The 26511-nt window shown below is 61.0% G+C and carries 20 protein-coding genes, 1 tRNA gene and 1 pseudogene; 11 read left to right on the forward strand and 11 right to left on the reverse strand.

Going from position 1 to position 26511, the window contains the following annotated elements; all coding sequences use genetic code 11:
* The first annotated feature begins 20 nt into the window (after positions 1–20).
* Positions 21–1283 carry a beta-ketoacyl-ACP synthase II gene (gene fabF, locus ACVMDN_RS28330; RefSeq protein ID WP_076830440.1) on the forward strand — a complete coding sequence of 421 codons (1263 nt, stop codon included), beginning with the start codon at positions 21–23 and terminating at the stop codon, positions 1281–1283.
* Between the two features lie 18 nt (positions 1284–1301).
* On the opposite strand, the gene ACVMDN_RS28335 is transcribed toward fabF, so the two are convergent.
* The 6 genes from ACVMDN_RS28335 to ACVMDN_RS28360 all read right to left on the reverse strand — a co-directional run bounded on the left by ACVMDN_RS28335 (position 1302) and on the right by ACVMDN_RS28360 (position 10617).
* Positions 1302–2465, reverse strand: a complete 1164-nt coding sequence (locus tag ACVMDN_RS28335) for a radical SAM protein (protein ID WP_076830437.1) — start codon at positions 2463–2465, stop codon at positions 1302–1304.
* 128 nt (positions 2466–2593) lie between these two features.
* Positions 2594–2989: a hypothetical protein gene (locus ACVMDN_RS28340; protein ID WP_076830494.1), complete on the reverse strand. Its 396-nt coding sequence runs from the start codon at positions 2987–2989 to the stop codon at positions 2594–2596.
* 533 nt (positions 2990–3522) lie between these two features.
* On the reverse strand, positions 3523–6306 hold the full coding sequence (locus tag ACVMDN_RS28345; protein WP_076830434.1) for a UPF0182 family membrane protein: 2784 nt from the start codon (positions 6304–6306) through the stop codon (positions 3523–3525).
* A gap of 960 nt (positions 6307–7266) precedes the next feature.
* The gene (locus ACVMDN_RS28350) at positions 7267–8046 is read right to left on the reverse strand and encodes an HD domain-containing protein (RefSeq protein WP_456834822.1); all 780 of its coding nucleotides are present in this window, start codon (positions 8044–8046) and stop codon (positions 7267–7269) included.
* A gap of 209 nt (positions 8047–8255) precedes the next feature.
* Positions 8256–10100 carry a 5'-methylthioadenosine/S-adenosylhomocysteine nucleosidase family protein gene (locus ACVMDN_RS28355; RefSeq protein WP_456834821.1) on the reverse strand — a complete coding sequence of 615 codons (1845 nt, stop codon included), beginning with the start codon at positions 10098–10100 and terminating at the stop codon, positions 8256–8258.
* Positions 10093–10617, reverse strand: a complete 525-nt coding sequence (locus tag ACVMDN_RS28360) for a hypothetical protein (RefSeq protein WP_456834820.1) — start codon at positions 10615–10617, stop codon at positions 10093–10095. Before ACVMDN_RS28360 ends, ACVMDN_RS28355 begins: the two co-directional genes overlap by 8 nt.
* On the opposite strand from ACVMDN_RS28360, the gene ACVMDN_RS28365 reads away from it, so the two are divergent.
* The 4 genes from ACVMDN_RS28365 (at position 10616) to ACVMDN_RS28380 (ending at position 13935) form a co-directional block, all read left to right on the forward strand.
* Positions 10616–11029 (forward strand): hypothetical protein, encoded by a 414-nt coding sequence (locus tag ACVMDN_RS28365; RefSeq protein WP_456834819.1) that lies wholly within the window; start codon positions 10616–10618, stop codon positions 11027–11029. The genes ACVMDN_RS28360 and ACVMDN_RS28365 overlap by 2 nt on opposite strands.
* 308 nt (positions 11030–11337) lie before the next feature.
* A complete protein-coding gene (locus ACVMDN_RS28370) occupies positions 11338–11562 on the forward strand; it encodes a hypothetical protein (RefSeq protein WP_456834818.1) in 225 nt (74 codons plus the stop codon).
* 128 nt (positions 11563–11690) lie between these two features.
* Complete coding sequence (locus ACVMDN_RS28375) at positions 11691–12326, forward strand: hypothetical protein (protein ID WP_456834817.1); 636 nt, start codon at positions 11691–11693, stop codon at positions 12324–12326.
* Between the two features lie 316 nt (positions 12327–12642).
* Complete coding sequence (locus ACVMDN_RS28380; RefSeq protein WP_456834816.1) at positions 12643–13935, forward strand: toll/interleukin-1 receptor domain-containing protein; 1293 nt, start codon at positions 12643–12645, stop codon at positions 13933–13935.
* A gap of 10 nt (positions 13936–13945) precedes the next feature.
* Here ACVMDN_RS28380 and ACVMDN_RS28385 read toward each other — a convergent pair whose 3' ends face one another.
* A complete protein-coding gene (locus ACVMDN_RS28385; protein ID WP_456843662.1) occupies positions 13946–14734 on the reverse strand; it encodes an HNH endonuclease signature motif containing protein in 789 nt (262 codons plus the stop codon).
* A 361-nt stretch (positions 14735–15095) separates the two neighbouring features.
* Between ACVMDN_RS28385 and ACVMDN_RS28390 the strand changes: the two genes are divergently transcribed.
* On the forward strand, positions 15096–15335 hold the full coding sequence (locus tag ACVMDN_RS28390) for a hypothetical protein (protein ID WP_456834814.1): 240 nt from the start codon (positions 15096–15098) through the stop codon (positions 15333–15335).
* A gap of 329 nt (positions 15336–15664) precedes the next feature.
* Here the strand turns inward: ACVMDN_RS28390 and ACVMDN_RS28395 are convergent, their stop codons facing one another.
* The 3 genes from ACVMDN_RS28395 to ACVMDN_RS28405 form a co-directional block, all read right to left on the reverse strand.
* Positions 15665–19729: an nSTAND3 domain-containing NTPase gene (locus ACVMDN_RS28395; protein ID WP_456834813.1), complete on the reverse strand. Its 4065-nt coding sequence runs from the start codon at positions 19727–19729 to the stop codon at positions 15665–15667.
* A gap of 161 nt (positions 19730–19890) precedes the next feature.
* Positions 19891–20139 (reverse strand): hypothetical protein, encoded by a 249-nt coding sequence (locus ACVMDN_RS28400; protein WP_456834812.1) that lies wholly within the window; start codon positions 20137–20139, stop codon positions 19891–19893.
* Between the two features lie 1413 nt (positions 20140–21552).
* Positions 21553–21852 (reverse strand): hypothetical protein, encoded by a 300-nt coding sequence (locus tag ACVMDN_RS28405; protein WP_456834811.1) that lies wholly within the window; start codon positions 21850–21852, stop codon positions 21553–21555.
* Between the two features lie 177 nt (positions 21853–22029).
* Here ACVMDN_RS28405 and ACVMDN_RS28410 point away from each other — a divergent pair.
* Positions 22030–22428: pseudogene (locus ACVMDN_RS28410) on the forward strand (tyrosine-type recombinase/integrase); the annotation flags it as partial.
* Between the two features lie 168 nt (positions 22429–22596).
* Here the strand turns inward: ACVMDN_RS28410 and ACVMDN_RS28415 are convergent.
* A tRNA-Pro gene (locus tag ACVMDN_RS28415) sits at positions 22597–22673 on the reverse strand.
* A gap of 78 nt (positions 22674–22751) precedes the next feature.
* On the opposite strand from ACVMDN_RS28415, the gene ACVMDN_RS28420 reads away from it, so the two are divergent.
* The 4 genes from ACVMDN_RS28420 to ACVMDN_RS28435 all read left to right on the forward strand — a co-directional run bounded on the left by ACVMDN_RS28420 (position 22752) and on the right by ACVMDN_RS28435 (position 26327).
* Complete coding sequence (locus ACVMDN_RS28420) at positions 22752–23738, forward strand: L-threonylcarbamoyladenylate synthase (RefSeq protein ID WP_158074217.1); 987 nt, start codon at positions 22752–22754, stop codon at positions 23736–23738.
* 96 nt (positions 23739–23834) lie between these two features.
* Positions 23835–25262 carry an FAD-binding oxidoreductase gene (locus ACVMDN_RS28425; protein ID WP_076830390.1) on the forward strand — a complete coding sequence of 476 codons (1428 nt, stop codon included), beginning with the start codon at positions 23835–23837 and terminating at the stop codon, positions 25260–25262.
* 14 nt (positions 25263–25276) lie between these two features.
* The gene (locus ACVMDN_RS28430) at positions 25277–25726 is read left to right on the forward strand and encodes a GNAT family acetyltransferase (protein ID WP_035632483.1); all 450 of its coding nucleotides are present in this window, start codon (positions 25277–25279) and stop codon (positions 25724–25726) included.
* Between the two features lie 19 nt (positions 25727–25745).
* Complete coding sequence (locus tag ACVMDN_RS28435; RefSeq protein ID WP_057019145.1) at positions 25746–26327, forward strand: NUDIX hydrolase; 582 nt, start codon at positions 25746–25748, stop codon at positions 26325–26327.
* Positions 26328–26511: the final 184 nt, after the last annotated feature.

A 26511-nucleotide genomic window follows, 5' to 3' on the forward strand; every position in this document is an offset into this window, starting at 1 on the left:
CAGGGCGCGACAGGAGAGCCATGCGTCGAATTGTTGTGACGGGCCTGGGGACGGTGTCGCCGCTGGGCTGTGGCACCGAACTGGTGTGGTCGAGGCTGCTGGCGGGGCATTCCGGGCTAACGGCATTGCCGGAATGGGCGGCGGCGCTGCCGTCGCGCGTCGCAGGACAGGTTCCTGACAAGGCCGGGGATGCCGAGGGCGGCTTCGATCCTGACCTGGCGGCCCCGCGCAAGGACCAGAAGAAGATGGACCGGTTCATCCTGTTCGCGCTGCTCGCAGCGGCTGAAGCCGTGGCGCAAGCCGGCTGGATGCCGGCCGACGCGCAGGCGCAGCAGCGCACCGCCACCGTGATCGCATCCGGGATCGGCGGGTTTCCCGCGATCGCGGACGCCGTGCGCACGGCGGAGAAGAGCGGCCTGCGCCGGCTGTCGCCGTTCACCATTCCATCCTTCCTGGCCAATCTCGCGGCCGGGCACATCAGCATCCGCTACGGCTACAAGGGGCCGATCGGCGCGCCGGTGACCGCCTGCGCCGCCAGCGTTCAGGCGATCGGCGACGGCGCGCGCCTGATCAGATCGGGCGAAGCCGACATTGCGATCTGCGGCGGCGCGGAGGCCTGCATCGATCCGGTGAGCCTCGGCGGCTTTGCGGCGGCGCGGGCGCTCTCGACGTCGTTCAACGACACGCCGGCGCGGGCGTCGCGGCCGTTCGACCGCGACCGCGACGGCTTCGTGATCGGCGAAGGCGCGGGCGTCCTCGTCATCGAGGGGCTCGAACACGCGCTTCGGCGCGGCGCGAAACCGATCGCCGAGCTCATCGGCTACGGCACGACGGCGGACGCCTATCACATCACCGCTGGTCCCGAAGACGGCGACGGCGCCCGGCGCGCGATGGAGGCGGCGCTGCAGCAGGCCGGGCTGCGGCCCGGCGAGGTCCAGCATCTCAACGCGCACTCGACATCGACGCCGGTCGGCGATCTCTCCGAGCTGGAAGCGATCAAGCGCGTGTTCGGGCGCGCGGGAGGAATTGCCGTCAGCGCCACCAAGTCGGCGACCGGACATCTACTCGGCGCCGCCGGTGGCATCGAGGCGACCTTCACGATCCTGGCGCTGCGCGACCAGGTCGCGCCGCCGACGCTCAATCTGGAGAACGCCGATTCCGCTGCACAGGGCATTGACCTCGTCGCGAACGTCGCGCGGCCGATGGCCATCGAACACGCGATCTCGAACGGCTTTGGATTTGGCGGCGTCAACGCCAGCCTGGTTTTTCGACGGTGGTCTTAAGGCGGTCGGGCGTTGCGCTCAGCGCACTCCAATCCGTTCCCCGTCCTGCTTGCGGACGTAGAGATGACGTTCCAGCACGGATTGCATGTTCTCGAACATCGAATAGAGATCGTCGCAATAGACCGACGGATTGTCGAAACCGTTCTTCGTGGAGAAGCGGTGCGGAAGGTAGCCTCCGCCGCAGGCGTTCATGAACTTGCATTGCCGGCACTTCTCGCAAAGATTGACTGAAGCATCGCGTGCGGCTTTCCAGCGCGGCTCGGTCCTGACGTCGTCGATCGCGTGATCGAAGATGTTGAACCGCGTGTTGGTGAAACCGTCACCCGCAATGCGCAACACGTCGTGGGCCTCCACCGTGCCGTCGGTCATGACCGTGCAAAGCTCGACCGGCTTGTGGCCGACACCTTCGGTCGGCGCGTTGTTGCCGATCAGGGCCGCGACCATGTCGGAAATGATGCGGACATTCGATGTCGGCGTCGTGCGATTGGCTTCCAGCCACAAGTCGAAAAGGCCGTTATAGAACGGGGCAATGGACGACGGCTTCTCGTCCACCGTCGCGTCGGGAATCATGATGTCGTAGTTGGCGATGCCGCACGCCGCGAAAAAATCCGCGTACTCCTGCGGCGCGTAGGCCGGGTTGCAAACCGCGAGGGCGATCACGCCGATGTCGCGCGATACCAGCATGCGGGCGGCGCGTTCCACGGCGGCATGGGTGCCGGTCCCTTGAAACGTCTTGCGGTGAGCGTCGTGAATATGTGCCGGCCCATCGATGCTGATCGCCACCGAAATATTGCGGGCCTCGAAGCAGTCGAGCCATTCATCGTCAATCAGGATGCCGTTGGTCGTCACCGCGATCGGGATCTCGCAGCCGGTCCGGGATGAAATGCCCTCGCAGCCCTCCGCAAAACGGTGAAAATTATCGACACCCCAAAGCAGCGGCTCACCGCCGTGCAGGATCACGGGAAAGTCGACGAGGGAGTATCTGGCGACGTGCTGTTCGAGGCGCAGCAACAGCTGTTGCAGCACCTCGGCACTCATCAGCTTGGGCTTGTCATAGACGGCCGCATCGCGAAACCAGTAGCAATAGGAGCAATCGATGTTGCACCTCGCCGCTACCTTGACCAGCAACTGCGTGATCGGCTGCTCCTGGAACGCGACGGAATTTGAAGCGTCAACCGACATGCGGATTACCGGCAAGCTGCGATCGGCCTAGATCATGATGCGTTTCCACGGAACCGCATCATGATCTCGTCTGTTTGTTTGAGCATGATCATTTTGGAAAACCGGTTTCCACTTTTCCGGATCATGCTCTAGTAGCCTCTGACGAAGCCACCTCGTCGGAACGCGCCTGCTCCGGGATAATATCCGCCGGCCCTGCGAAATGCGCCGGCTCCCGGATAGTAGCCGCCGCCCCTGCGAAAGCCGCCCGCATAGGGCCCCCTGGCAAAGGCCCCGCGCCTGAAATAAACCTGAGTTGCCTGAGGCTGTTCGGAAATCAACCCCAGCTGGAAGCCCTGTACGTCTTGAGGGCTCTGTTCTTGCAAGCTCTGTTCTTGAGGGCTCTGTTCCTGAGCGCCCTGTTCCTGAAGGCTCTGCTCGCGCACACCACTCAGCAATGCGTCGATACCCTGATGATCGCTTTCGATTGTCGCACCCGGCCCGTGCAGTTGCAGCAGGCTCGCCAAGACCGTCAGCGTGATCGCCATCGTTGAGCTCCTTTTCGCGATATCGCAATCAAACGAAATGTCGGCGCGTGCCTTACGCCGGTCGAGCAACTGAAAGTATAGCAGCGGATTTGCAGCGGAGTCTAGGTATCGCGTCTGATGCTGCGCCGATCAGTTCGCGATGGGCGAACGACCAGGGCACGCTCTCGCGCGAGCCCGTTCCGAAAGACCTGCGCAATCGTTCACGAATGTGATCGCGGCCAACGGCACCGCAATCTGAATCGGGAGCCGCAGCCATGCGCTCGAAATGGCCGCTTTTGCGTGCCGAAGCGGGTCAGTTCCGGGTTTGCGGATGAGGGCTCAATGGCGCGCCAATCGGAACGAAACTGCGAACTCTTATGTGATTGAAACTGCAATGCGACCTTTAACAATACCCGATTGAGGCGTGCGTCCGCACTCACAATTCCCGAGCCCATTGGAGCGCGATGACTTTTCTTCGAATCGTCATCCCGCTCTGGCCCTTTGATTTGACACGATCTTTTCGGACACCGCTACACGCTTTTCCGGATCATGCTCTAGTGACCGGCGGAGCGTCGGTTCATTTCCTCAAGGGGCTCGCGCAGGGCATCGAACTGGGTACCGAAACCTTTCCAGTCTCCCGCCTTCAATCGCTCCATCGCCTGATTGTAGTGATCGAGCGCCTGCTGCGCCGGGCTCGCCGTCCCGCCCGCAGGGGACACCGTTTCCGTTGCGTTTGAAACCGCCGGCACCGCACCGGGCTCCGCGAACAACGCGGCCAGGGCGTCAGCGAGCGTCTCCTTCATCACGACGTGCTCACCGTAGGCCGCGATCACGCGTTTCAGCTCCGGCAGGTGTCCAAGCTCGGCGCGCAAATAGAGCGGCGAGACATAAAGGATCGAGTTCTCGATCGGGATCACCAGCAGGTTCGCACCGCGTATCACCCGCGAGCCCATCTGATTCCACAGCGTGAGTTGTTGCGAGATCTCGGTATTCTGATTGATCCGTGCCTCGATCTGAAACGGCCCGTAGACAAGCTTGTCCTTGGGGAACTCGTAGACAATCAGCTTGCCGTAGTCGGGGGCGTCGCAACGCGCCGCGAGCCACGCGATCATATTGTCGCGACGGCTCGGTACCATGGGAAGCATCAGGAAGAACTCGGCCTGCGGCTCGCCGGGCAGCCGCATGATGATGTAATAGGGGGTCATCACCGAAGTGCCGTCGCCGCCCGGCTGTCGCGGAAACTGCCAGAAGTCCTCGCGGTTGTAGAATATTTCGGCCTGCTCCATGTGGTAGGTCTGATACAGCCGCGCCTGGATCAGGAACAGATTCTCCGGATAGCGGATATGCTTCTGCAAATCCGCCGGCATGGCCATGAACGGCTTGAACAGGTCCGGGAAGATGCGCTGGTAGGTCGCTGCAATGGTGTCGCTTGGGTCGATCAGGTAAAAATCGACCGTCCCGTTATAGGCATCGACGACAATTTTCACCGAATTCCTGATGTAGTTGAGATCGAGCTCCGGCACGGGCTGCGCTGAGGGGAAATAGGAGCTCGTGGTGTAGGCATCCTGCATCCAGAACAGCCGACCGTTGCTGACGACCAGATAGGGATCATGATCGAGCCTGAGGAATGGGGCGATCGTGCGCACCCGTTCCGTAATGTTGCGCCGGATCATGATCCGGCTGTCGGCCGTGATATAGCTTGAGAGGACCAGATTCGCGTCGTTGAAGTAGTAGGCGAACAGCGTTCTCCATCCCAATGCTCCGATCGGCACACCGCCGCTGCCGTCATAGGCCGCATAGACGTTGTCCTTCCCCTTCGGATAATCGAACTCCGGGATGCTGGCCTTGACGATGACGTAGTCGTCGCTCTCTTCGCCGAAATAGATGCGCGGTTCGTCGATCCTGGGGCCACCGTCGGCAACGGGCGGAATATCGCGCAAATAGAAGAACGGCAGTCCTTCCGTGCTCTTGCGGGTGACCGGGCTCATCACTGCGCCGTTGCCGTGCGTAAACAGCACGTGGCGGTTGACCCAGGTCTGGGCGTTCGCCGGCAGCAGGGAGGCCCGGAGTTCGCGGGCCGAGAGCATCACGCTCTGGTAGGAGCCGTCGAGCCAATAGCGATCGACGTCAAGATCGTGGAATTTGTAATAGGTACGGATCTCCTGCAGCTGCGCGTAGGTATTCGACAGCGGCAGCCAGTCCCACAGCCGGATGTTGTCGATGGTCGCCTTGTTCGCTTCCAGCGTCTTGAAGGTCAGCCTCTGTTCAGCGGCAAACGGCTTGGTTGCGATCCGGTCGAGATTGTAGGCCTGCCTGGTGAGCGCAATGTTGCGTTCGATGTAGGGCTTCTCCAGTTCCAACTCCGTCGGCTTGACGACGAAGTGCCGGAAAAGCGAAGGGACGAGGCTCGACAGCATGACAGAGCTGACGCCGACGAGGATGAACGCGGCGGCAAGAAGCCGGTAGGTGCACGCCCGCAAATTGGCCCATGCGATGAGCGCCGCGATGATCGAAAGCCCGATCATCAACCACAGAGCCGGCAGCCCCAGATGGACATCGGTGTAGCTCGCCCCGACCACGACACCATTGTCGCCGTAGAGCAGCAGATAGCGGTCGAGCCCATAGGACCAGGCTTTCACCGCGAACAGAAGGCCAATCAGCGCCGAGCCATGCGCGATCACGGTCGGCGAAATTGAACGGTTGTGAACATCGTATTCGATGTCGCCGCGCACCCAGTAGATCGCTCCGGCAAACAGCGCGCCCAGGATAATTGTCAGCAGCATCCAGTTCTTGATCGCGATATAGGCGGGTAGCGAAAAGAGATAGAACCCGATGTCCTTGTTGTAGAGCGGATCCTGCGCACCGTAGGGCACGTGGTAGAGAAACTGCAGGAAGATGTTCCAATTGCCGACTTCGCCTGCGGCAACCAGCACGGCGAGCACACCCGCACCGAGCGCGACAAACCGCGGCCGGGCTAATTGGTCGCGCAGTTCTACGAACGGATCGGGCGGCGCCGTAAAACCGGCGACCTTCCCCGGGGCAACTCGGTTCTGTAGCGGCTGCTGCATGGCAAACAGCACCGCCAGGACTCCGTTCAGCGAGAGGACGACGGTGGTCACCGCGAAGACGGAGAGAAAGACGATTGCCTTGGCGCCGATCGCCGTCAGGAAAACCTGTAGGTAGCCGATCGATGAAAACCACAGCCAATCGACCAGGAAGTCGCTCGCGAACGAGAGCAGGATCAGGCAAATCGTGATGACGATGGCCGCAACGATCAGCCTGACCACGCCACTTTGCCGTGGTCCTTTCCGGCCGGGTCCGGTAATCCCGATCGTCATGGCTTCATCATAGCGGAAACGAGGGACGCCCGCCGCTTGTTTCGTGGTGGGGATTGCCCGCCAAGGCGCGATGAGGGCTCGAAGCTGCGTCACCGGGACGCAAATGAGCACAAGGCGGCAACTGCTCAGGCGGCCGGCGTGATCAATCAGTCGTCGAGCAGGAAAGCTCCCGGCGAATGGAGCCGTATCGTAAAATGTCGTGGAATAGCGAACATTTGGCGCTCCCTAGGGAACTGAAATAAGAAAGCGAATTCAATACCTTATGGAATCGTTTGGGTAAGACACGCCTCATTGTATTTCAAGGCGTTTCAAAATGACCACCCAAACGTGAGAGTCATAATATCCCAGCCTACTTTTCCATGACTGTCGAATGAGTGAACTTCAAATGGGAGCGACACTCGAGCAGGTGGCCTTCCGATCGACAGCGGATTGGACAGTCAGCATGAATACAGGAAGATTAATACCCTCTTCCGACAAGCTGCCTCCTATGTTCCGATGGTGTTTGCTCCAAAATCTGCCCTGATCGGAACAAACGGTCGGTGGGCCCTATCTTCGGGATCGGTCGGGACCGCTCCCCAAAGATCCGTTCTCACAATCTTTCGAGCCCGACCGGCCGCATGATCATTTGCATGGTCGGCCTAGGCGCCCGGGAGAACATCGACTGGCATGCGTTTTCCTACGACAAGTCGTTCACGCCGGCGGCGCGCGCAACGCGAACTCTGCTCAGCACGAATGCCAGCGATGTGTCGAAGGCAACGAATCTAACCGCCAACTAGCGGATCGAGGTCAGCGATTGAGTCCGTCGGGGTCGTGCCCGTCGGTCAGATCCGCCCGAGGCCGACGCTCGCGAAACCCTTCGCGCAATAACTCTTTGCTGTCCGATGAGCCCATCGAAGCCGATCTCGAAGAGTATCGATAAATGTCTTGCGGGCTCAACGAGGCGACCAGCTCAATTATTGGCTATTGCCAGAATGAAAGCTGGCTGCTGAACAGTTGGATTCTAAGCTCGGTGACGGTGGTACGCCGGTAGGCCGCGACCTGATCCAGTATCCGATTCTGCAGATTCCGGAAATGATCCTCCAGCGGAGGAAAGTACGAAATACCCTTCTCGGAATAGCTGATCGTGAATCGAAGATGCTTATCTTCCATGTCGCCCCGCTTCTTGAGCAGGACGAAGACAAGCGTTTGAAGCTTGTCGATGCTCTTTACGAACTTGGCTTCCTGGCTCAGTGCGTCGCGATACTCGTTGAGCAGGGTTCGCTGCTCCTCGACGGCGTCCGCAGGGAGTCGATCCAGGTACTTGGCGAGAGCCAGTTCTTCGGCCGCGGCTCGTTGTCGAGCGACTTCCTGGTTGAAGGCATGGGTCGTCCGTCCGGTCCCGTCGCGCCCAATCGGGCTATCGTCTCCTGAAATGATCTCCAAAATATCGTGGAGGGCGGCGATTCGTAGGATCTTCGTCTGATCGAGATCCGGGTGGCGCGGAGCCAGAAGCGTGCAAATGTATGCGAGGTGCCAGCTATGCTCGGCGACGCTCTCAAGGCGAGGAAATGGCTCTATGCGCGCCGCGTACTCGGAAGCCCGGGTCTCTTCTTCCCAGAAACGCTGGTGGAAATAGCGCCGAACGTTGTGCAAACCCATCGCCCACACGATCGCCTGGACGTCGCGATCGACGTATTTCGAAACGTCGTCCGTCCTCTGGCTCTCAGCAACAGTGTAATATCTACGGACCATGGCGGTCATCGGACAACTTTCTGCCTCTGCCTCTGCGTCGCGGAGCGGTCTGGGTCATTTGGCCAAAACCGTCCGATCAAGCGCAGTGACTACAATCCGAGGCGCCAACCACTCTACCGATAGGAGTCGAACACGACCGGCGCCCAGCTTGTTCCAACCGACCTTGTCCCCATTATCCACGATTCTAACCGGGCAGAATCGGATTGCAAGAGTCCCCCTTATTTCGCTGGATTTTCGAGCATTTTCGCAAGATCGATGAACTGAATGAGGCTGATGATCGTCTCCATCGCGCGTCTCCGCCATTCATTGTCGGCCTTCGTGGGATCGGCCTTGTCGGAAACAGCCCTGATCACGGCCACGTCGACACCGAATTTGGCGGCTGCGGCGAACACACCGCCGGCCTCCATTTCCACGCCGGCGAGCTTGGGGAAGGCGCTCCTCAGATCCTTGGCATGATCGAGGCTGCTGACGACTTCGTCGACGGATGTCAGCGGCTCGTAACGGATGTTTGGTCTGCGATCCTTGGGCCAGTTCGCGGCCTTGTGCGCCATTGCGACCCAGTCGTCTTCCTTGAATAGGTTGGATTCGAGGTATCGCTTCAGCCGCGGATCGGACCTATAGGCCTCGAGGCGGAATTCCGGAATTTCGCTATCCTTGATCTTGCGGAGCGCCAAGTCGAACACCTGCTCCGGGACCATGACCGCCCCTTCGGACACCTTCGCGTCCGCGAACCCCCCGGCCAGGCCCGTGACAAGCAGCAGGTCCGGTTTGGGGTTCGCTTGTTGAAGGTATTCCATGGTCGCGACCGCTGCGGCGACCCTGCCCATCGCATGCGCGCAATAGACCTCGAGCCTGATGCCGTCCTTCTCGCCAACGAGATGGTGATCGTGTTCGTCCCTGCTCAGCTTGAGATCGCTGCGCCCGAGAACCTGCCGTTCTTCGTCGAGCGCGACGAAGATCGCGATTCGCTTCAGTTGCATTCCGATGTCCTCTATTTCTTGGTGCCGGGCTGCGGGTGATTGAGATATCAGGGTTTGCCCGGGCATGCGCTCGGCGGCCTTGGCCAAGATCTCGTCCATTTCGTCCAGCTCGCCTGATGTCAAGATCCAGTCTCGCCTGGGCTTGGCCCGCGACTTTACCGCCGCGGCCAGTGCTGCGCCTCGCGCACCGAGCTTCCTGCCGTAATCGGCCGCAGAGTGCTTCAGAGCCTCCCGGTCGCCCGCCAGAAGGCGGTACTTCGCCGTGAAGCCGAGATAGCCCTGGCGAGCCCTCAACGAGATCATCGATTCCGCGGCCAACATCTCGACCAGCTCGCGAATGCCGAGTGGCTCTAGCGATGTCTCGAAATTGCGGTAGCTCAGAGCTGGGTCGCCGCCACACGCGGCACGGCGGAGATCGCGCCAGCCATGTCGCAAATCGTGCAGGGTCTCAGTGCGATACTCTTCGCAATAGCTCTCCACGAAATCGCTCTGCAAAATACGTTGGAGGGGATCTTCGACCTCGCGGTCGCCATCCGTCAGTCGGTTTTGGATGCCCTGCCAGATGATGCCAGCATCATTCCGACGAATGAGCTCGGGGATTTTCGCGATGCGCCGGACTGCACGCAAGCCGAGCCGCTCCACCGGACGCCACAACCGCGAGCCATCCGGGCCGGCCGACCACCTGTCGACCAAGGAATCGGCCGACTGGCTCCGCCGATCCTTGAATGCTCCCGCGAACTTCATTACAAATTTGGCGGTCTCGTCCTGGTACAGGTCGGCATGGTCGCCGGCATAGGGGCCATATGTCTCGCGACGCCGGACGAGGAATTCGTCGAAGGACCCCCGCAGCGGCAACTCTATCAGACCTGCCTTCAGCAGCTCCGCCTTGCTATCCAGAGCCCGGCGGAGGAGGTCGCACTCCAGGGTGAACCCGATCGGTACAAGACAGAAATCACTCGCCAGCCACACCGCAACGTTGATCCATCGCCGCAGCACCTCGAAGTGCTGGGCCCGGGGCAAGTCGAACAGGCCGTAATACCGACGGATTTGCCGGCTGGTGAAGTCGAGGAACAGGTCAGGCAATGGGTTTTCTGCCGACGATTGCGTCTAGCTGCTTGTAAAGGTCTTCAGGATCGTCGGAATCGTTCTGGATGACGTGATCGAACGGCTCCCCCTCGAGCTCCGTTTCGCCCGCGTGCTTGCCGTCGGTCTCGATATCGAATGCTTGATTGCGCTCCGCCAATCTGCGCAGCCTCGTGGCTTGATCGGCCTCAATCTTGATGAGCTGAAACGAGCGCCCGCGGCAAAACTCGAGGTTGGACTTGAACCGGATCCCATCTATCAACACGCCGTCTTCCCGGTTGACGGCCTCCATCCCGAGCCGGAGCCAGATATTGGGCTCGATGCCTCTGAGCGCATCGTTTACCTTGTTGAGCGTGGCCTTGGACTGCTCGTGGAAAAGACGTTCGGTGATCTCCCGGCACACTTCCCCAGGTTGACAAGCCTGATACCCATGTCGATCTACTAGATATTTGGCTGCGAAGCTTTTGCCGGCCCCGCTGCGCGCCCACAGGGCGAGATTTGGAAGTCTGTTTTTCATGATCTCAAAGAGCGATCGAATTAACGAATTGCTGCAGGCGTTGGCGGCGGCGGAGCCGGCCGATAATGGATTACTTGCGTATCGGCTGATTAGCACGACCTTGAACGAGATTGAAGATCGGCATCTTGGCGAGACCACCTGGTCTCCACCCCGCAGGTTCGGGGATGGCATGGTCAGCGATAGACTATACCCCAGCTATCCGGACAGCATGCACCCGGTCGAGGGATGGCCCGGCGTCACAATGATCGTGCACCACAAGCAGTTGCTCTTCATCGAAATGCGAGGCGCCTTCCAGATCCAGGACCGCATCGACAGCGACGTGCCATTCAATCGCCGGCGCGATGCCGTTCTGCTGGACAAGCCGGACCGCTGGGGACTCGGTGTCTGGGACCGCGACCCGACAGAAACCTAGACCATTCGGCGTAGCCTACAGCGTGTCGGGTTGGTTTGACCCATGCCGGTGGTCCCGCCCCACTATCACCGGTCAACCGGCGCCTGTGTACCGAGCGGCATTCACTATCACCAACGGACAAGTTCTTCGGCGCCGCCTTGCCGACGCGACCACCACCTCGATTTGATACTGGTGCGTAGCCGACATGAGGTCCGCCACCTGCGCGCGGGGGAGTCTTCTTTTCCGAGACGCCGAGAACATGCTGACGATGAAGGAAGTGAGTCGGCTCGCCGCTGGAACTATTGGCACTTGGACATCAGGAGTTAGCCGTGAAGAAGGGTGATGCTCAAACGGCCATGCTCGCGTTAATCGGGAAGTGGGCACAGGAAGTTGGAGAGCCTTGGCCGCCTGATGGCCGCCAACACTATGGTTTTGGTTCGTTCTGGACCTGGCTGCAAAACGGTCTCCACTATTCCTACACACAATTTCGTGCCGTGCCTGACGCTCGCTACGTGGCGGAGATGTGGCTCGATAAAGTCACGCGGCAGACGTGACGCAACTAAGACTCAGCGACACACCCGTCCCAGAAGCCCGGCACAGTCGGTGCTGGGGTGCGATCAGGAGGTCCCGCGCCGGATTTGTTCAGCTACCGTTTGGCAAAGGAATATGTTGAGGAGAAGAAATGGACGAGAATAGACGTTTCGTCGACGAGTACGCCAACCCCCATTCCTGGCTGCTCACCGCCGAAAATCTGCACGACCAGGCTACGGAAATGTACAGCCGACGCGAACAATCCAGCATCCTTACGAGACTGAATGCAAAACAGGAAGTGATCCACCAGATGCGCGGGGTGGACAAACCAGTTTTCCTACTCGGGGGCTTTGCGCTTGAGAATGCGATCAAAGCGTTTCTCGTCTACGAAAACCCTCATTGGATCTCTAACGGAAGACTGTCCCGCGAACTCAAGTCGCACAAACTCACCGTGCTGCGAGAACAATCGAATCTCGTTCCGTACAAGAGGTCCTATACGCACGTGTTGGAGGCCTTCGAGTCAGGGTTGGATTCGTGGTTCAGATATCCCTGCGCGCTCACCATCGAGGACTCCAGGGAGGGACAGCATTTGTACGAACACTTGTGGCAAGGCTACATCAAGCTCATGAGTGCATTTGGCAAGAAGCTGGTGACCCTGCTCGACAAGGAATGGAAAGGACCTCATGGGAGCCGGGGGCAATGGAAGGTGCGAGGGGAGACTCTCGGATGGCGCGGCAAGGCGCTGCCACCCCGGTATCGCCGCTCAAGAGAGCCGAGACCCGACTAGGGCATCAACCGAGATACCTAAGTTGGGATCATCGTAACGGCGCTGGCTGAAGCCGTCTCGAATATCTGCCTGGATTCCGGTGGTACCGTAAGGTCGTATAAAGAAACGTACCTTCGCCTTGCGTCGTTCATCGACCTCCCAGTCCCAATTACGTAATGTGTTATTCTGCCAGCACCGCGTGCTATCGAGCGGCCGCACTGTTCGATTTGTCTTCAAGCTAGTCGATGCAGGCACGTCTCGACTTTGCCTGCGACGCCGCTTTTTGCGGGAATCAGGGTACGGCATTACAATCGGCGGCTCAAGAAGGAGATGATTAGTGGCGGCTAAGGACCACCATATCGCATTGAGATCTGACACGCTGGCCCAGGCCAATGCCGGCCAGATCGATATCAGGCTCGTCAAACTCCAGTGGGGAAAAGAGGATTTCGCGTTCACAGTCCACGTGACCTCAGTTGGCGGGGCACACATGACGGACTGGCTCAAAATGCTGGGGTTCATGGCCAACGAGCAGTGTCAGTTTTCGACAAATCGCCGGTGCTTCAGCAAGGAAGTCCCCGAGGGGTTCGATATTCAGCAGTCTGCGACGGCTTTCAATGAGGGGTTCGGTGCGCTTCAGAAGGCCGAGGCCGCACTGCAAGCTTGCGGGTTCTGGCCGCCTTGGGGGCGCCGGATGTCGGACCGGGCACTGCCCTATCATCGGAGGCTGGCAGGTGATGGACACAACGCGATAAGCTCCAAGGTGATGAATAGCACCGAGGACGGCACGTTCGCCTACAAGTTCACGTTTATCGACACCGGGCGCGAAAAAGGCTTCGTGACGCACTACCGCCCTCTCCATCCGCCCCTTTCTTCGGAGGTGCAGAGCGTCTTCAAGTATCTTGGTCTGCAGGAATTCGAAGACTGTCCGGAGTTTGACTTCGACCCATGCTACTATCGCACACTGCGGCTCTACGAGAACGACAACCCTTTTGACGGGAACGTGGATTTCGCGCATCAGTCGTTCAATGCGCATGCTACCCGCTTCGCGCCGGCGATCGAGGCGCTGCTGGCAGCCAATAGTGCGGCAGAGCGCGTCAATCTCTCAGTGCTACCGATCGCACGGCCAGCGGAACGTCTGAAGACCGATATCATCCAACAGATCCGGAAGCCGACCAATCCGAAGCCCAAATTGGCGCGGACATCAAACATGGACGCCGTCCTACCTGCGCATTTCGACGTCGCCATCTCCTTCGCGGGTACCGAACGCGAGTTAGCAGAGAAGCTTGCCGAGATCGTCAGGGCGGCCGGGTTCAGCGTTTTCTACGACAACTTCTATCCCGAGCAGCTGTGGGGCAAAAACCTTACCGCATTCCTGGACGAGATCTACAGAAAGAGGGCGAAATTTTGCGTCGTGCTGGTCTCCGCCGATTACGCCGAGCGCAAGTGGACGAACCACGAGCTCAGAAGCGCGCAAGCCAAAGCTCTTGAGCAGAAGGGGGATGAGTACATCTTGCCAATCAAGGTAGACAATACGGAGTTGGATGGCTTGCCCCCGAACATTGGCTATCTCGACCTCTCGCTGGGCGTTGACGAGATTGCTGAGTTGCTTGTCAAAAAGCTGCAGGCGTGAGCGCGCGCTATTAGCCGATGAACTTGGGTTTATTCCACCGCTTCCTCCAGGCTGCAGCGTCGAAATCCTGCAGGTAGGAAACTCCGAGCGCTATGGCCGTCCTCTCGATCACATCCTGCATGTCGACGAGGGTGCGGTCCAGTGTCTCGAACGTTCCGGATCGCGCGCGATGGCCGTAGGAGGCCGGCTCGACGAGCATCCTGTTCCAAACGTTGCGGCCTGCCACATATTCATTGACGAACGCGAGCGGCGACTTTCCGCCGAAATGATACGGATCTATCCATGCCGACAATTCAACCCAGCTTGTCGAGAGGACATCGACAATAAGACGCATTCCGGGTACAGTGCCTTCGTGGTCGTCCAACCAAAGGCGCTCGCCTTCGGCAATCGCAAGCTTGAAAACGTCGGGTAGCGCGTTGAGCCGGATAGAGAGAAGCTCTTTTGCCGGCGGCTCCCATTCCGAACTTGCATCTACGTTCAGCAGCGCGCCAAGCGCTCGGCGCTCTATCACCAGCTTGTCGGCCTGCGCACGTCTATCCCGCACGCGCCCTACCCAATCATCCCGATAACGGATAACTTCCGCCGCCAGCAGCTTTCGTCCGAAGCCACCCCGCACTTGCGTATCGTTGTGGTGCTCGAGGCAGAGGACCGCCAGGTTCTCGTAGGCGAAGTTCGTATTGTCGTCGTCGATATGATGGATCTGCACGTGCTTGCCGGGTTCGTTGCAAAAGCAGCATGTATGATCGTGTTCGAATAGCACTCTCGATGAAATGTCTTCCGGTATGGGGACGCGACTCATCTGGTTGGCTCGTATATGGAATGCTGCAACCTTGCCTCGGGAGTTCACAGGCGTTCGGCCAAATGCCGTGCACTTTACTCGGCGGGCGGCGTGGCTCGCTTGTCTATAATCTTTAGTTCTCCACAGGATGTGCCTGTGAATAGCCGGGATAATCCCGCCGACTAACCCTTGCCGCGAAGCAGGGCGTGATCAACTGAGAGTTGACGATTCGGGGAGGACCGCCAGCTTGCGACTGGCGGCCCCGAATTGCCCGCGCAATCCAGCCGGACTGCGGGCCAATTGCTGATGTGCACAGCGCCAGCATTACATTCGGTCACACCCGACAGGTCAAGTCCGGCTTCATTCAGGCAAGAGAAGTCGAATGGCTATCTATAAGTACGGGAACTATCTCCAAGAATCGAACGACGACGCGTTTGATAAAGATCATGGTCCAGGCGCGGCGGCGCCTCATGCCGGAATCTACCGATGCATGGGTTGTCATCGCGAGATCGGCATTGCCGCAGGCCACGTTTTGCCTCCGCAAGCTCACCATACGCATACGGCAGCGCAAGGGTCGATCCGTTGGCGTCTCATCGTCTACGCCGATCACAATCCGAAGTGAGTATCGAGAAACGGAGTCCGACGAAAGTCGGGCTCCTCACTCGCGGCGAGCCTTACGGCCCACCTGCGCCACGCTTCTGGGACAGTAGTCGCGCAGCACCCGAAGTCGCCGCGAGCAGGCTTCTCGCAAAGGGCGAGGAGTAGTTCGACGCAGCGACCACCAATTCGCAGGCTTCGATTTGGCGCGGTTCTCGCATTCCGCGCAGATATCGAACGTCACCAGATTGACCGCCTATTCCCGATATACGGGGACAAATCCCCCCAGAAACTTCGGGCAGCGCTTGACATGCGCGATGTTGATATTGAAAGCGATAAGCCGTCTCGGCCACATCAGCGCTTTTTGGACTCTCGAGTCATGAAGAAGTGCACTTGCTCGACGCTGATCGGATCGCCCAGATCGTCCAGCGCGGCATCACTCAGCTTCCCGATACCGCCAGCGAGCGCCCACTTTGCGGCGACATGATTCGTAGGCAACATGTTTGCTATCCGCTCGGCTGTGGCGAAGTCCCTTTCACGGACCGCCCAGATCGCGAGCAACAACAGCACGCGCCGTTTTTCGTGCGTGGCGAGCGACTCGGCGCATCTCAGGAGACGGTCGATGTCACCGCGGAACGCCAACAAGAGCAAGAGCCGGGAAGCGACAACTTCGATCTTTGTCGTGACAAGTTGGGAAGTTATCGCTTCCAGAAGCTTCGGGACCACGAATTCTGAAGCAACCAGCAAGGCGTCCGCCGCTCTGATCCTCACATCGCGCGTACCTGGATTGATGGCGAGCTCGAAGAGCCGGTCCTGAAATTGCTCACCGGCCGAGCGCGCCAGCAGGAAAAAGATCTCATAACGAAGATCGAAATCGCGTGTGTCGATGGCCACGCGGTAGAGTTCGCCCGCTGGGTCGTCGTCGATCTTCCCGAGCTTCGCCATGGCTCTTACCGCCTTTAGTGCGATCGGGTAGTCGGCCTCCTCGCCGTAATAGTTCGCTCTCGGAGACCAGTCGTCCTTGGCGAGATGAAGGAGCGCAGGCATGTGAGACGGATGGGGCCGCGCGTCGAGCAGATCGACCAGAGCAAGGCGCACTGGGCTTCCCTTGGCTTCGACCATGGCGAGGATATCCGGTGGCAAGGGTAGCGCCCGCGGCAAGACTTTCAGCGCTCCAGCGACGACGTCGGCGAAGCGATGCGACAACGCGGCCATGATATCCGCCTCCATGCCGTGCCGGATAGCGAAATCCAAGCCTTCGACCGCGTGGCTGGATTCGTCGGAGTTGGCGAGCAGCCAGCGGGCATCGTCGGAGAGCGGCAATGGCACGTGACGATCCACCATGACCCGGAACAGGCGCACGTCCTCGTCGACGTCCGGAACACCAAGCAGGTATTCGCGCGCTTCGACGGAGAGCGTTGGAATTGCCTTATCGAGTGCAAAGGCTGCCTCCGCGATCTCCCGCAGTACGGGCGGCAGATTCTGGGAGGCCTGCTCGGCGGCTTCCGTGTGGCGCGTTCCATCCGGCCGGGCATGGCGATGTCGAAGTTCACCGATTTCGATGGCGAGTTGGATCAGTCGGCGGTGGTTTTCCGCCTTGGACAATGTCTCCACGACGTCCCCAAGCCGTTGAGGGACCCGTTCTACCAACGCGATCAAGGCAGCCGTTCTGATGCTGCTTTCCTGATGGCCGGCAAGCATCCGCTGAATCAGCGGTCTCTCGAAAGTCGAATTCCATGCCTTGGTCAGGACATGCCAAAGATCGTCCTCGAACTTCGTCTCGTACCCGGCCGCGAATGCTCCCGCGACCTCATCGGCGGCAGGCTCCTTCTGTTTGAGCAGCACCCGGAACCAATAGGAAAGCAGATGGGCGCGATGAGGATGCTGTGCGATACGAGCCCACCCCGTCGTCGCTCGTACCCGATCGACATAGGCCTCGAGGAACTCACGTGCGGTGTACCCGGTCTCGTCGTCGGCCAGATGCTCGGCGTAGTCCTCGCTGTATTCACCGTTGATGATCGCCAGGTGGATTTCTGCATATCGTTGCCGCTCCGCCTCGCTCGGCGTAAGCACCCCGATTGCACGTTCGACGATCGCCTCGAAGCCGGCGAGGTCGTTGAGAGCACCGTCGGCAACCGCATCGCTAGTGTGAGTGACGCCGTGGTTGACCGCTGCGGCGGCCGCGGCCAGAAACGCGGGCGTCAGCCCGCCCGCAAGGCGCTCGATCGCGGCCGCAAATCCGCTCGGGTAGTCATCTCGGGATTCAGGCAGCACGTCGCGAACGAAACGCTCGACCAGGCTTTTGACGGCCGCATCGCCCCTCATTCGGGCATACCATTCCTCTGTGTGCTCGGGAGCGCCCCATCGCATGAACCCCGGGAAGCTGCGCTCGGGACGGTGTAGCAGGTACCGTGCGGCTTCCGAAAGATTGCTCGCCGGCGACCCGACCGCGGCCGCAAGCCCCAGATTGGATTCGAATCCTTTGCCGGCCTTGGCCAACTCCTGATCGAGCCAGGCATCGATCCTCGCTTGTGAAGAAGCCGACGGCTCGGCCCTGAGCCCGGAGGTCCGATCGGTGGCAAAAAGCAGACGGGCGGAGGCTGCCGATCCCCATTCAGCGTCCAGGGAGACCAGGACATCGATGAGCTCGCGCAAGGTGAGGCGGGCGACGATTTCGGCCCGCTTCAGTGCCTGCTCGATCCCCGCTTCGACCCAAGGATGGTAGTAGGTGACTGCGGTCTCGACCTGCCGGAGGTTCCGGGCGGCGACGAAGAAGCTGACGAGTGGCGACACGCCCCGTTGGAACGCCTCCCCTCGCCCGGCGAGCTGCTCCTCGAGTTGCCGCAGCAGCGGCAGCGAAAGTCTGTCGGCTGCCTTCAGCATTCCCCAGATGACCGCGGCCGCACGCAGGTCGTCGCGCGCTTCGATCTGATCGACCACGGTCCGCTCGATCGAGTTTCGATGGGCACGACGGATGGCCTCGGAAACGATCTGATGCGGATTGCGAAACTCCTCCTCGTCCACCGTAGGGAGGGCGTCGAAGAACTTCTGGATTTCGAGCGGAGTCGCCAATTCCGAAAGGACGTCCGCTTCGCTTTCCCTGGCAGGCTTCTGAAGCTTCCGGGGTAAGGCCTCAATACGGGTCTCGTAAAGGCGCCGGCGCTCCCTCCTGCCGTAGTGTTCCGCTTCCAGGCTGACGAGCCACGGTTTCACCGTATCCAAGGCGCCGGAGGTCGTGGCGACGTCGAGGCGCGAAGTCGCCACGATCAACCGGTCGTGTCGCGCTTCGGCGAAGGAGTGGGATAGGAGATCGTTCCACGGTCGGCTGGTCGGGTCGAAATCGTACCTGCCCCAGGGGTCTTCGATGTCGTAAAGGACTGGTCCTACCGTCTGGTCGTCGCGCAGCTGCTCCGGACCTTGTGAGATCGGCACCCGGGTCAACCCAGGAACGGACGCCTTCAGCTCGTCGTAGATCTTCCGAGTGGCCATCGTCTTGCCGGTCCCCGACTGTCCGATGAGCAGGACTGCATGCCGTTTCCGGAGGGTTCCCAGAATATCGTCCCAGTTCGTCGGCTTGACGTAATTGTCCAATTCCGGGGAGCTGGCGATGTATCCCTCGTGCTTACGGACAAGCCGCTCCAGCTCCTCTCGGGTCCAGCGACCACCACCAGCGCCGGCGATCCGCGCCCGGGCCGCCTCGCGCAGGGCCTTCCGACATTCCTCGAGCCGGGCATTCGGGACCCGGAATCCTTCCCGCAACGACCGCTTTATGTCCGTCTCGAGCCGTTCCGGATCTTCGTTGCCGATGATCGCCACTCTCCCGGCCGCATCCGAGGGAAGAACACGTGCGATCGTCGAAGGCATGGACTCGGCCTTCCGCCAGATACCGGCATGGCGCACGCGAAGGTTAGCGGCTCCTCCGTTCAACCCGGCGCTCGTCACCAGCAGGTAGCGGGCACGGGGGTCCTTGAGCCGCTCGGCCGCGGACACTCGAACCTCGCCATGCTCAAGGAGACGCTTCACTCCGGCGACGGTCCATGCGTCCCCGGTCCGCAGCTTGGCTTGGACAATCAACCGGTAGCCATCGAGGGTCGCAGCCGTCGTGATACGGCCCGATTCGAACTCCTCGAGATCAGCCTCGATGTCCTCCTCGCTGGCCGGCTCGAGGATGAGATGCTGAGTGAGCCGGTTTGCCAACACCAGGTCGAGCGCCAGCCAAACCGAAACGTCGATCTGGTACTCGTACCCGGCGATCGAATAGCCACCGGAGCCTCCATCGACCACGGGCTTCTTCGCGACCTTGGCGGCTTCCTTTTTTCTGTTCTTGGGAGCCGGCTTCTGCTTTGATTTTTGGGTAGCCTTCTGGCTCGATCGGCGACCAGACTTCGATCCCATTTTTTGCTTTCGCTTGTCGGCCACGTTCTCGAATTCCAGCCCAAAGAGGCTTATGAAGGGTGCGTTGCTTTACTGTTTTTTGCTTTACACTTTTTCCGGCGATTCAAGAAAGGTCGATTCCGCGGTCACATTCTGCTTTGCTGCTTGAAAGACCACTAAAGATGTAGGGCTCACTTTCCGAAAACCTAAAGCAAGCGGATATCGGGAAGCCGGCAGGTAACACCGCCGGCTTCCTCCTTTTCGGCAAGGGTTTTCGTAGGTACGGGGAAAACCTGACGCACCTCGTGGACATCGTGGACGACACGAGCGATGGATGGCCGATGCAAAAACGAGTCACCATGAAGCCCGTCGGGATTTTGCTCCCATGGACAGCGGAATTGATCCCGCGCACCTGCAGAAATGTTCGTCCGGTCCATGTCTACGAGACCGTTCATGCCGAGATCCGGCCCCCCCGAGCCCGACCAGGCGCGGGTCGCCTTTCGGCTCTCCACCTTTCACTCTCGCAGGGAGGGCATCCTCCCCGACGGCAAGATGGATGTCGTCTATTGCGACGGCGCGCTGTGGTGGCCTGTAAGCCCCCTCACGGAGGACGTGCGCTCTCCGTACTATCGACCGAGGCTGAGGCTCAAACCGCTACATTGACGGCGAACCGCTGCTCCGCTGCCTCGCCGACGGTTCGTACGGCCTGTTGGCCCTGCGCAGCTGCCAGAAGATCGACCCGTTCGAGGACCTCGTTCCTTTTGACGATCTGCCGCTGGTGCGGATCTGGAAGACAACAAGGAGCCGACGGTCACGCTCGCGCAGCGCCGGGCGTCGGAGAATGTGATGGTCTGGAAAGGTGGCGCCTGCGTGCGCGGCGGCGAACCCGTCTACTGCCAGCATCCTTTCGGGGACGGCCATTCCGACGACTCCATGGCCAACGTCGGCGCGAACCGGCGCGCGGACTATTGTCACGATTGGTTGGCGACGGTCTCCCGCGCGGTCGAAACGAACGTCGGGACCGCATCAGGCTTGCATGTGGCGATGCACACACAGGCCAAGGGCTACGAGATAATATGCGATGAGGGCATTCTCGATTTGGACCATTTCAAAACTCGTCTCAGTGTTCCGATTTGCACTCGGAAGCCGCCGATTGTCCTACGAGCGAGCACGCTCCGCTTTCACAGCAGAAGCCTTCGCTTATACTAATAGCAGCCCGGAATGGACGAGATTATGACGCTCGAAGCGACGCATTGATCGCGTAAGGGAGGAGCGCGTCTCGCTCAATGGAGCGATGACGACGCGATTCTTGCAAAGGTCCGTATACTTCTCCACGGTTAACTTCGCCATCGCCGCGCAAAGCTTCGACTGCTCGAATTTTGAGGTCGTAACGTCACCAGAAAAATTGGCTGCCCTCAGACCATCGGAAGGCTCGCGTGGACTTGGACCATCGACAAATGCATGCCACTCGGATTTAGACGACTTGGTCTTAGCATGGCCAGAGCGCATCTCTCCCCAAGTCTGGTTTCGCGTGATATGCCTATCCGCCTGTCTGCTGCCGCATCGTTGGCTTTTCCAGACGGATCGATGACTGCTTCTGGCCTGCGACGAGAAGCACGGCGCGGCCGGCTCGAAATAGAAAGAATTGCCGGCAGAGATTATACTACGCTCGAAAACATCGAGAAGATGAGGGAACTGTGCCGCGTCAAAGTAAGGGAGCCCGTCTCTATAAGCGAAAGGCACGATATCGCGGCGGAAAGCTCGTCGCCCGAGCCGTCTGGATCATCAAAGACGGCGAGCGCCATATCGCCACAGGCTGCCTTGCGAGCCCGTCTGAAACAAAGCCGCCTCGAGAAGCAGAGCAAGCGCTAGCAGAGTACATCGCGCGAAAATACCAACCTGAGCGCAATCGGCGCGACATCGACGATATCGATTGCGCCGATGTGCTGTCGATCTATCTGACCGATATCGGCGAGCCAGGTGATCAGTTTGAAATCGAAGCGAGGATCGACCGGCTCAACGATTTTTGGGGTGGCAAGAAGCTGTCGGCAGTCAACGCGCAAACCTGTGCCCGTTACGTCAAACATCGCGGCAGCCGGGGCGGCGCGCGTCGCGACCTCGAGACTTTCCGCGCTGCGATCAACCATCATGCAAAAGAGGGCTTTCACCGGGGCACGGTCCGCGTATCGCTCCCGCCGAAAGGTGAGGCACGCGACCGGTGGCTGACACGCCCTGAGGCGGCAGCCCTGGTTTGGCAATGTTGGCGCTATCGCGAAAAGCAGACCATCCACGCCGGCGGCTCAAAGGGCGACCCGGTATGGACAGACCGCCGACCGCTGCGACACGTGGCCAGATTTATCCTGATCGGCCTCTACACCGGCACGCGGGCGGGCGCGATCGCGGCGGCATCGCCTTACCCCGAGCTTGGGCACTCGTACGTCGATCTCGAGCGTGGTATCTTCTACCGCAGGTTGATCGGGAAGCGAGCCACCAAGAAGCGTCAGACACCAGCTCCGCTCCCACCCCGGCTATTGGCTCATTTGCGTCGTTGGAAAGACCGGAAGCTGATCAACACCTGCTTCGTCGAGTTCAATGGCAAGCCGGTCGCTTCCGTGAAGAAGGGCTTCAAATCTGCTGTGGATCTGGCCAAGCTGCCCGGGAAAGTCACTCCGCACACGTTGCGCCACACGGCGGCGACCTGGTTGATGCAGCGCGGCGTGCCGATTTGGGAGGCGGCTGGATTCCTCGGCATGTCGCCGGAGGTCCTGCAGGATACCTATGGCCATCACCATCCCGATCATTTGCACGGGGCGGCAGCAGCCATTGGTCAGAAAGCGCGATATGTTTCGGTGGTCAAATCGGTGGTTGACTCGGGAACGGCCACCGATGAGAACAAAAAACCTAAGGAAATCTGGTCGGAGTGGCAGGATTCGAACCTGCGACCCCTGCGTCCCGAACGCAGTGCTCTACCGGGCTGAGCCACACTCCGACTGAGGGCCGGCTTATAGCGTCGGGTTTCGGGGACCGCAAGGGACCACGAGCCACCCAATTGAGGAATCTAGTCACAGTGGATACAGGTCTGAAAACGCACGTTTTGTCCGCCGGCGCCGCCGCGACGGCGACCGCCGCCGGGGTCCTGGCCGAGGGTGGCCTGGTGGCGTTTCCGACCGAGACGGTTTACGGCCTCGGCGCCGATGCCGGCAACGCCTCAGCGATCGCCCGGCTTTACGAGGCCAAGGGCCGGCCGGCCTTCAATCCCCTGATTGCCCATGTCGCCGATCTGGGCGCCGCCCGCCGGATTGCCCTATTCAATGGGCAGGCCCTGCGATTGGCGGACGCGTTCTGGCCGGGTCCCCTGACCCTGGTGCTGCCGAAGGCGCTGTCCTGCCCGGTTGCGGAACTCGCGACCGCCGGGCTCGACACGGTCGCCATACGCATCCCGGCCCACAAGGTGGCGCGCGACATCATCAAGGCTTTCGGCGGTGCCGTGGTAGCGCCGTCGGCCAATCTCTCCGGCCACGTCTCGCCGACCACCGCCGAGCATGTGAACGGCGATCTGGCGGGCCGCATCGACCTGATCGTCGACGGCGGGCCGGTCGAGGTCGGCGTCGAATCCACCATCGTCGGCTGCTTCTCCGATCCGGTGCTGCTGCGACCGGGCGGGCTGAGGCGCGCAGAGATCGAGCGCGTGCTCGGCCAGCCCTTGCAGTCGCCGCCGCAAGACGCGGAAAGCGACGCCCAGCCGGTTGCCCCCGGCATGCTCGCCTCGCACTACGCACCGCGGACACCGGTCCGGCTCAATGCCAGCGACGTCCATGTCGGCGAAGCATTGCTGTCGTTCGGGCCGGCGAAGGTCGCGCGGCGCGAATGCGCCTCCGTGGAGATGAACCTGTCCGAGCGCGGCGATCTTGCCGAGGCCGCCGCCAATCTGTTCGGCTACCTTCGCACCCTCGACAAGAGAAACGCGGATGCGATCGCGGTGACGCCGATTCCCGAGGACGGATTGGGCGAAGCCATCAATGACCGGCTGCGCCGCGCAGCCGTTGGGCGGTAACAAGCATGACCCGGACCGGAACGGCCGCGTTGGCGCCAAGCGGTCGAAGGGCATGCTTAGGCAAAGATCCCCGACTGAGTGAAAGACCAAGAAAAAATGAACATCGTCCAATCAGCGGTGCCGCCGCTTCCGCCCGAATTGCTTGAAAAATTCCGCGCCATCGTCGGCGCGAAATATGCGATGACCGACGCTGCCGACATCGAGCCTTATGTCACCGAGGAGCGTGACCTGTTCCACGGCCGCTCGCCGCTGGTGCTGCGCCCCGGTTCGACCGCCGAAGTCGCTGCGATCTGCAAGCTCGCGACCGAGCACAGGATCGCGCTGGTGCCGCAGGGCGGCAATACCGGCCTGGTCGGCGGCCAGACGCCGCACAATGGCGAGGTCGTGGTCTCGCTGCGGCGTCTCGACAAGATCCGCGATATCGATGTCGAATCCAACACCATGACCTGCGAGGCCGGCGTGGTGCTGCAGGTCGCGCAGCAGAAGGCAGTCGAGGTCGACCGGCTGTTTCCGCTGTCGCTCGGCGCAGAAGGCAGCTGCACGATCGGCGGCAACCTCTCGACCAATGCCGGCGGCACCGGAGCCCTTGCCTATGGCGTGGCGCGCGAAATGGCGCTCGGGGTCGAAGTCGTGCTGGCTGACGGCCGTGTGCTGAACGCGCTGTCGAAGCTGAAAAAGGACAACACCGGCTACGATTTGCGCAACCTCTTCATCGGCGCCGAAGGCACGCTCGGCATCATTACCGCGGCCACGCTAAAGCTGTTTCCGCGGCCGCGTGCGGTCGAGACCGCCTATGTCGGCTTGGCTTCACCGGCGGCCGCACTCAAGCTGCTGTCGATCTCGCGCGATCAAGCGGCCGGTGCGTTGACGAGCTTCGAGCTGCTCGCCGACGTCGCGGTCGACTTCTCGATCCGCCACGGCATCGATATCCGCGATCCGCTTGAGAGCAAGCACCCTTGGTACGTGCTGATGGAATTGTCGTCGTCGCGCGACGATGCACGCGACACGCTGGAGGCTATCCTGGCCCAGGGCATGGAGGACGGCATCGTCGATGACGCTGTCATCGCCGCCAATCTGAGCCAGCGCCAGGCGTTCTGGAAGCTGCGCGACGAGATGTCGGCGGCGCAAAAGCCGGAAGGCGGCTCGATCAAGCACGACATCTCGGTGCCCGTCGCAGCCGTGCCCGCCTTCATCGAGGAAGCCAATGCTGCCGTGGTGAAGCTGATCCCCGGTTCGCGGCCGGTGCCGTTCGGCCATCTCGGCGACGGCAACATCCACTACAATGTCAGCCAGCCGGTCGGCGCCAATGCGGCCGACTTCCTGGCGCGCTGGCACGACGTGAATGCCGTCGTGTTCGAGATCGTGCTGCGGATGGGCGGCTCGATCTCGGCCGAGCACGGCATCGGCGTGCTCAAGCGCGACGAATTGCCTGACGTCAAGGATAAGGTCGCGATCGAGCTGATGCGGCAGGTCAAGGCGATGCTCGATCCGCTCGGCATCATGAACCCGGGCAAGGTGCTGTGACCGCGCAGGCGACGATGCCCTCCTCCTCTGCCTCCCTCGCCATTGCAGAGATCACCGATAACGACATCGCCGATGTCGTCGCGCTGTGGCAGGCCTGCGGCCTGACGCGGCCATGGAACGATCCTGCTGCCGACATCGCGCTGGCGCGGCGCGGACCGAATTCAGCCGTGCTGGTCGGCCGCGACGCCAATGCGATCGTGGCGACCGCGATGGTCGGCCACGACGGTCATCGCGGCTGGGTCTATTACGTCGCGGTCGATCCCAACCGCCAGGGCAAGGGGCTTGGCCGCACCATCATGGCGGCGGCCGAGGACTGGCTGCGCGCCGCCGGCGTGCCGAAGCTGCAACTGCTGGTGCGGCGGGAGAACGCCAAGGCCGGCGCGTTCTACCAATCGCTCGGCTATGACGAGTCGACCTCGGTGATGCTGGCCAAATGGCTCGACGGGCGCGAAGCGACGCCGTGAGAGGGCTGAGGACCGACGCATGAGCATCGCCGACCGCGTTCGCGTCAAGCACGTCGAGCTGCTTTCGAAGCGCCGCTACGAGCTGAAGAGCGCGACGTTCGACTACCGGCGCGCCAACGGCGAATGGCAGACCCAGGTGCGCGAGGTCTACGATCGCGGCAACGGCGCGGCGCTGTTGCCCTACAATCTGACGACCCGCTGCGTCGTGCTGGTGCGCCAGTTCCGCTTCCCCGCTTTCGCCAACGGTTATGACGATCTGCTGATCGAGGTTGCCGCCGGCATGCTCGACGATGCCGAGCCGGAAGCACGCATCCGCGCCGAAGCGGAGGAAGAGATCGGCTACCGGCTCGCGCATGTGCGCAAGGTGTTCGAGGCTTTCACGTCTCCGGGCGCCGTGACCGAGAAGCTGCATTGCTTCGTCGCCGAATACGACGCCGCGATGCGCATCGGTGACGGCGGCGGGCTCGCCGACGAGGGCGAGGACATCGAGGTGCTCGAGCTTGCGATCGACGACGCGCTCGCCATGATCAGCGACGGCCGCATCGTCGACGCCAAGACCATCATGCTGCTGCAATACGCCGCGCTGCATCTGTTCAGGTGAACGCGGCTTCGCCCCGGCCGGTGCCGGCACGGCCTTGCGGCTTCGCGCACTCAACGCTTTAGACTAGCTGTCCCCGTCCTCCCTGCGCAATGGCTATGCCATTGTCGCTGGAGGTGCGAGCCACTTCGGCGAGCCTCGAAGGATGAATCGGCCACCAGCCGGGCCGTGCATCCTTCGAGACGCG

The organism is Bradyrhizobium sp. USDA 4510 (genome assembly GCF_054059095.1).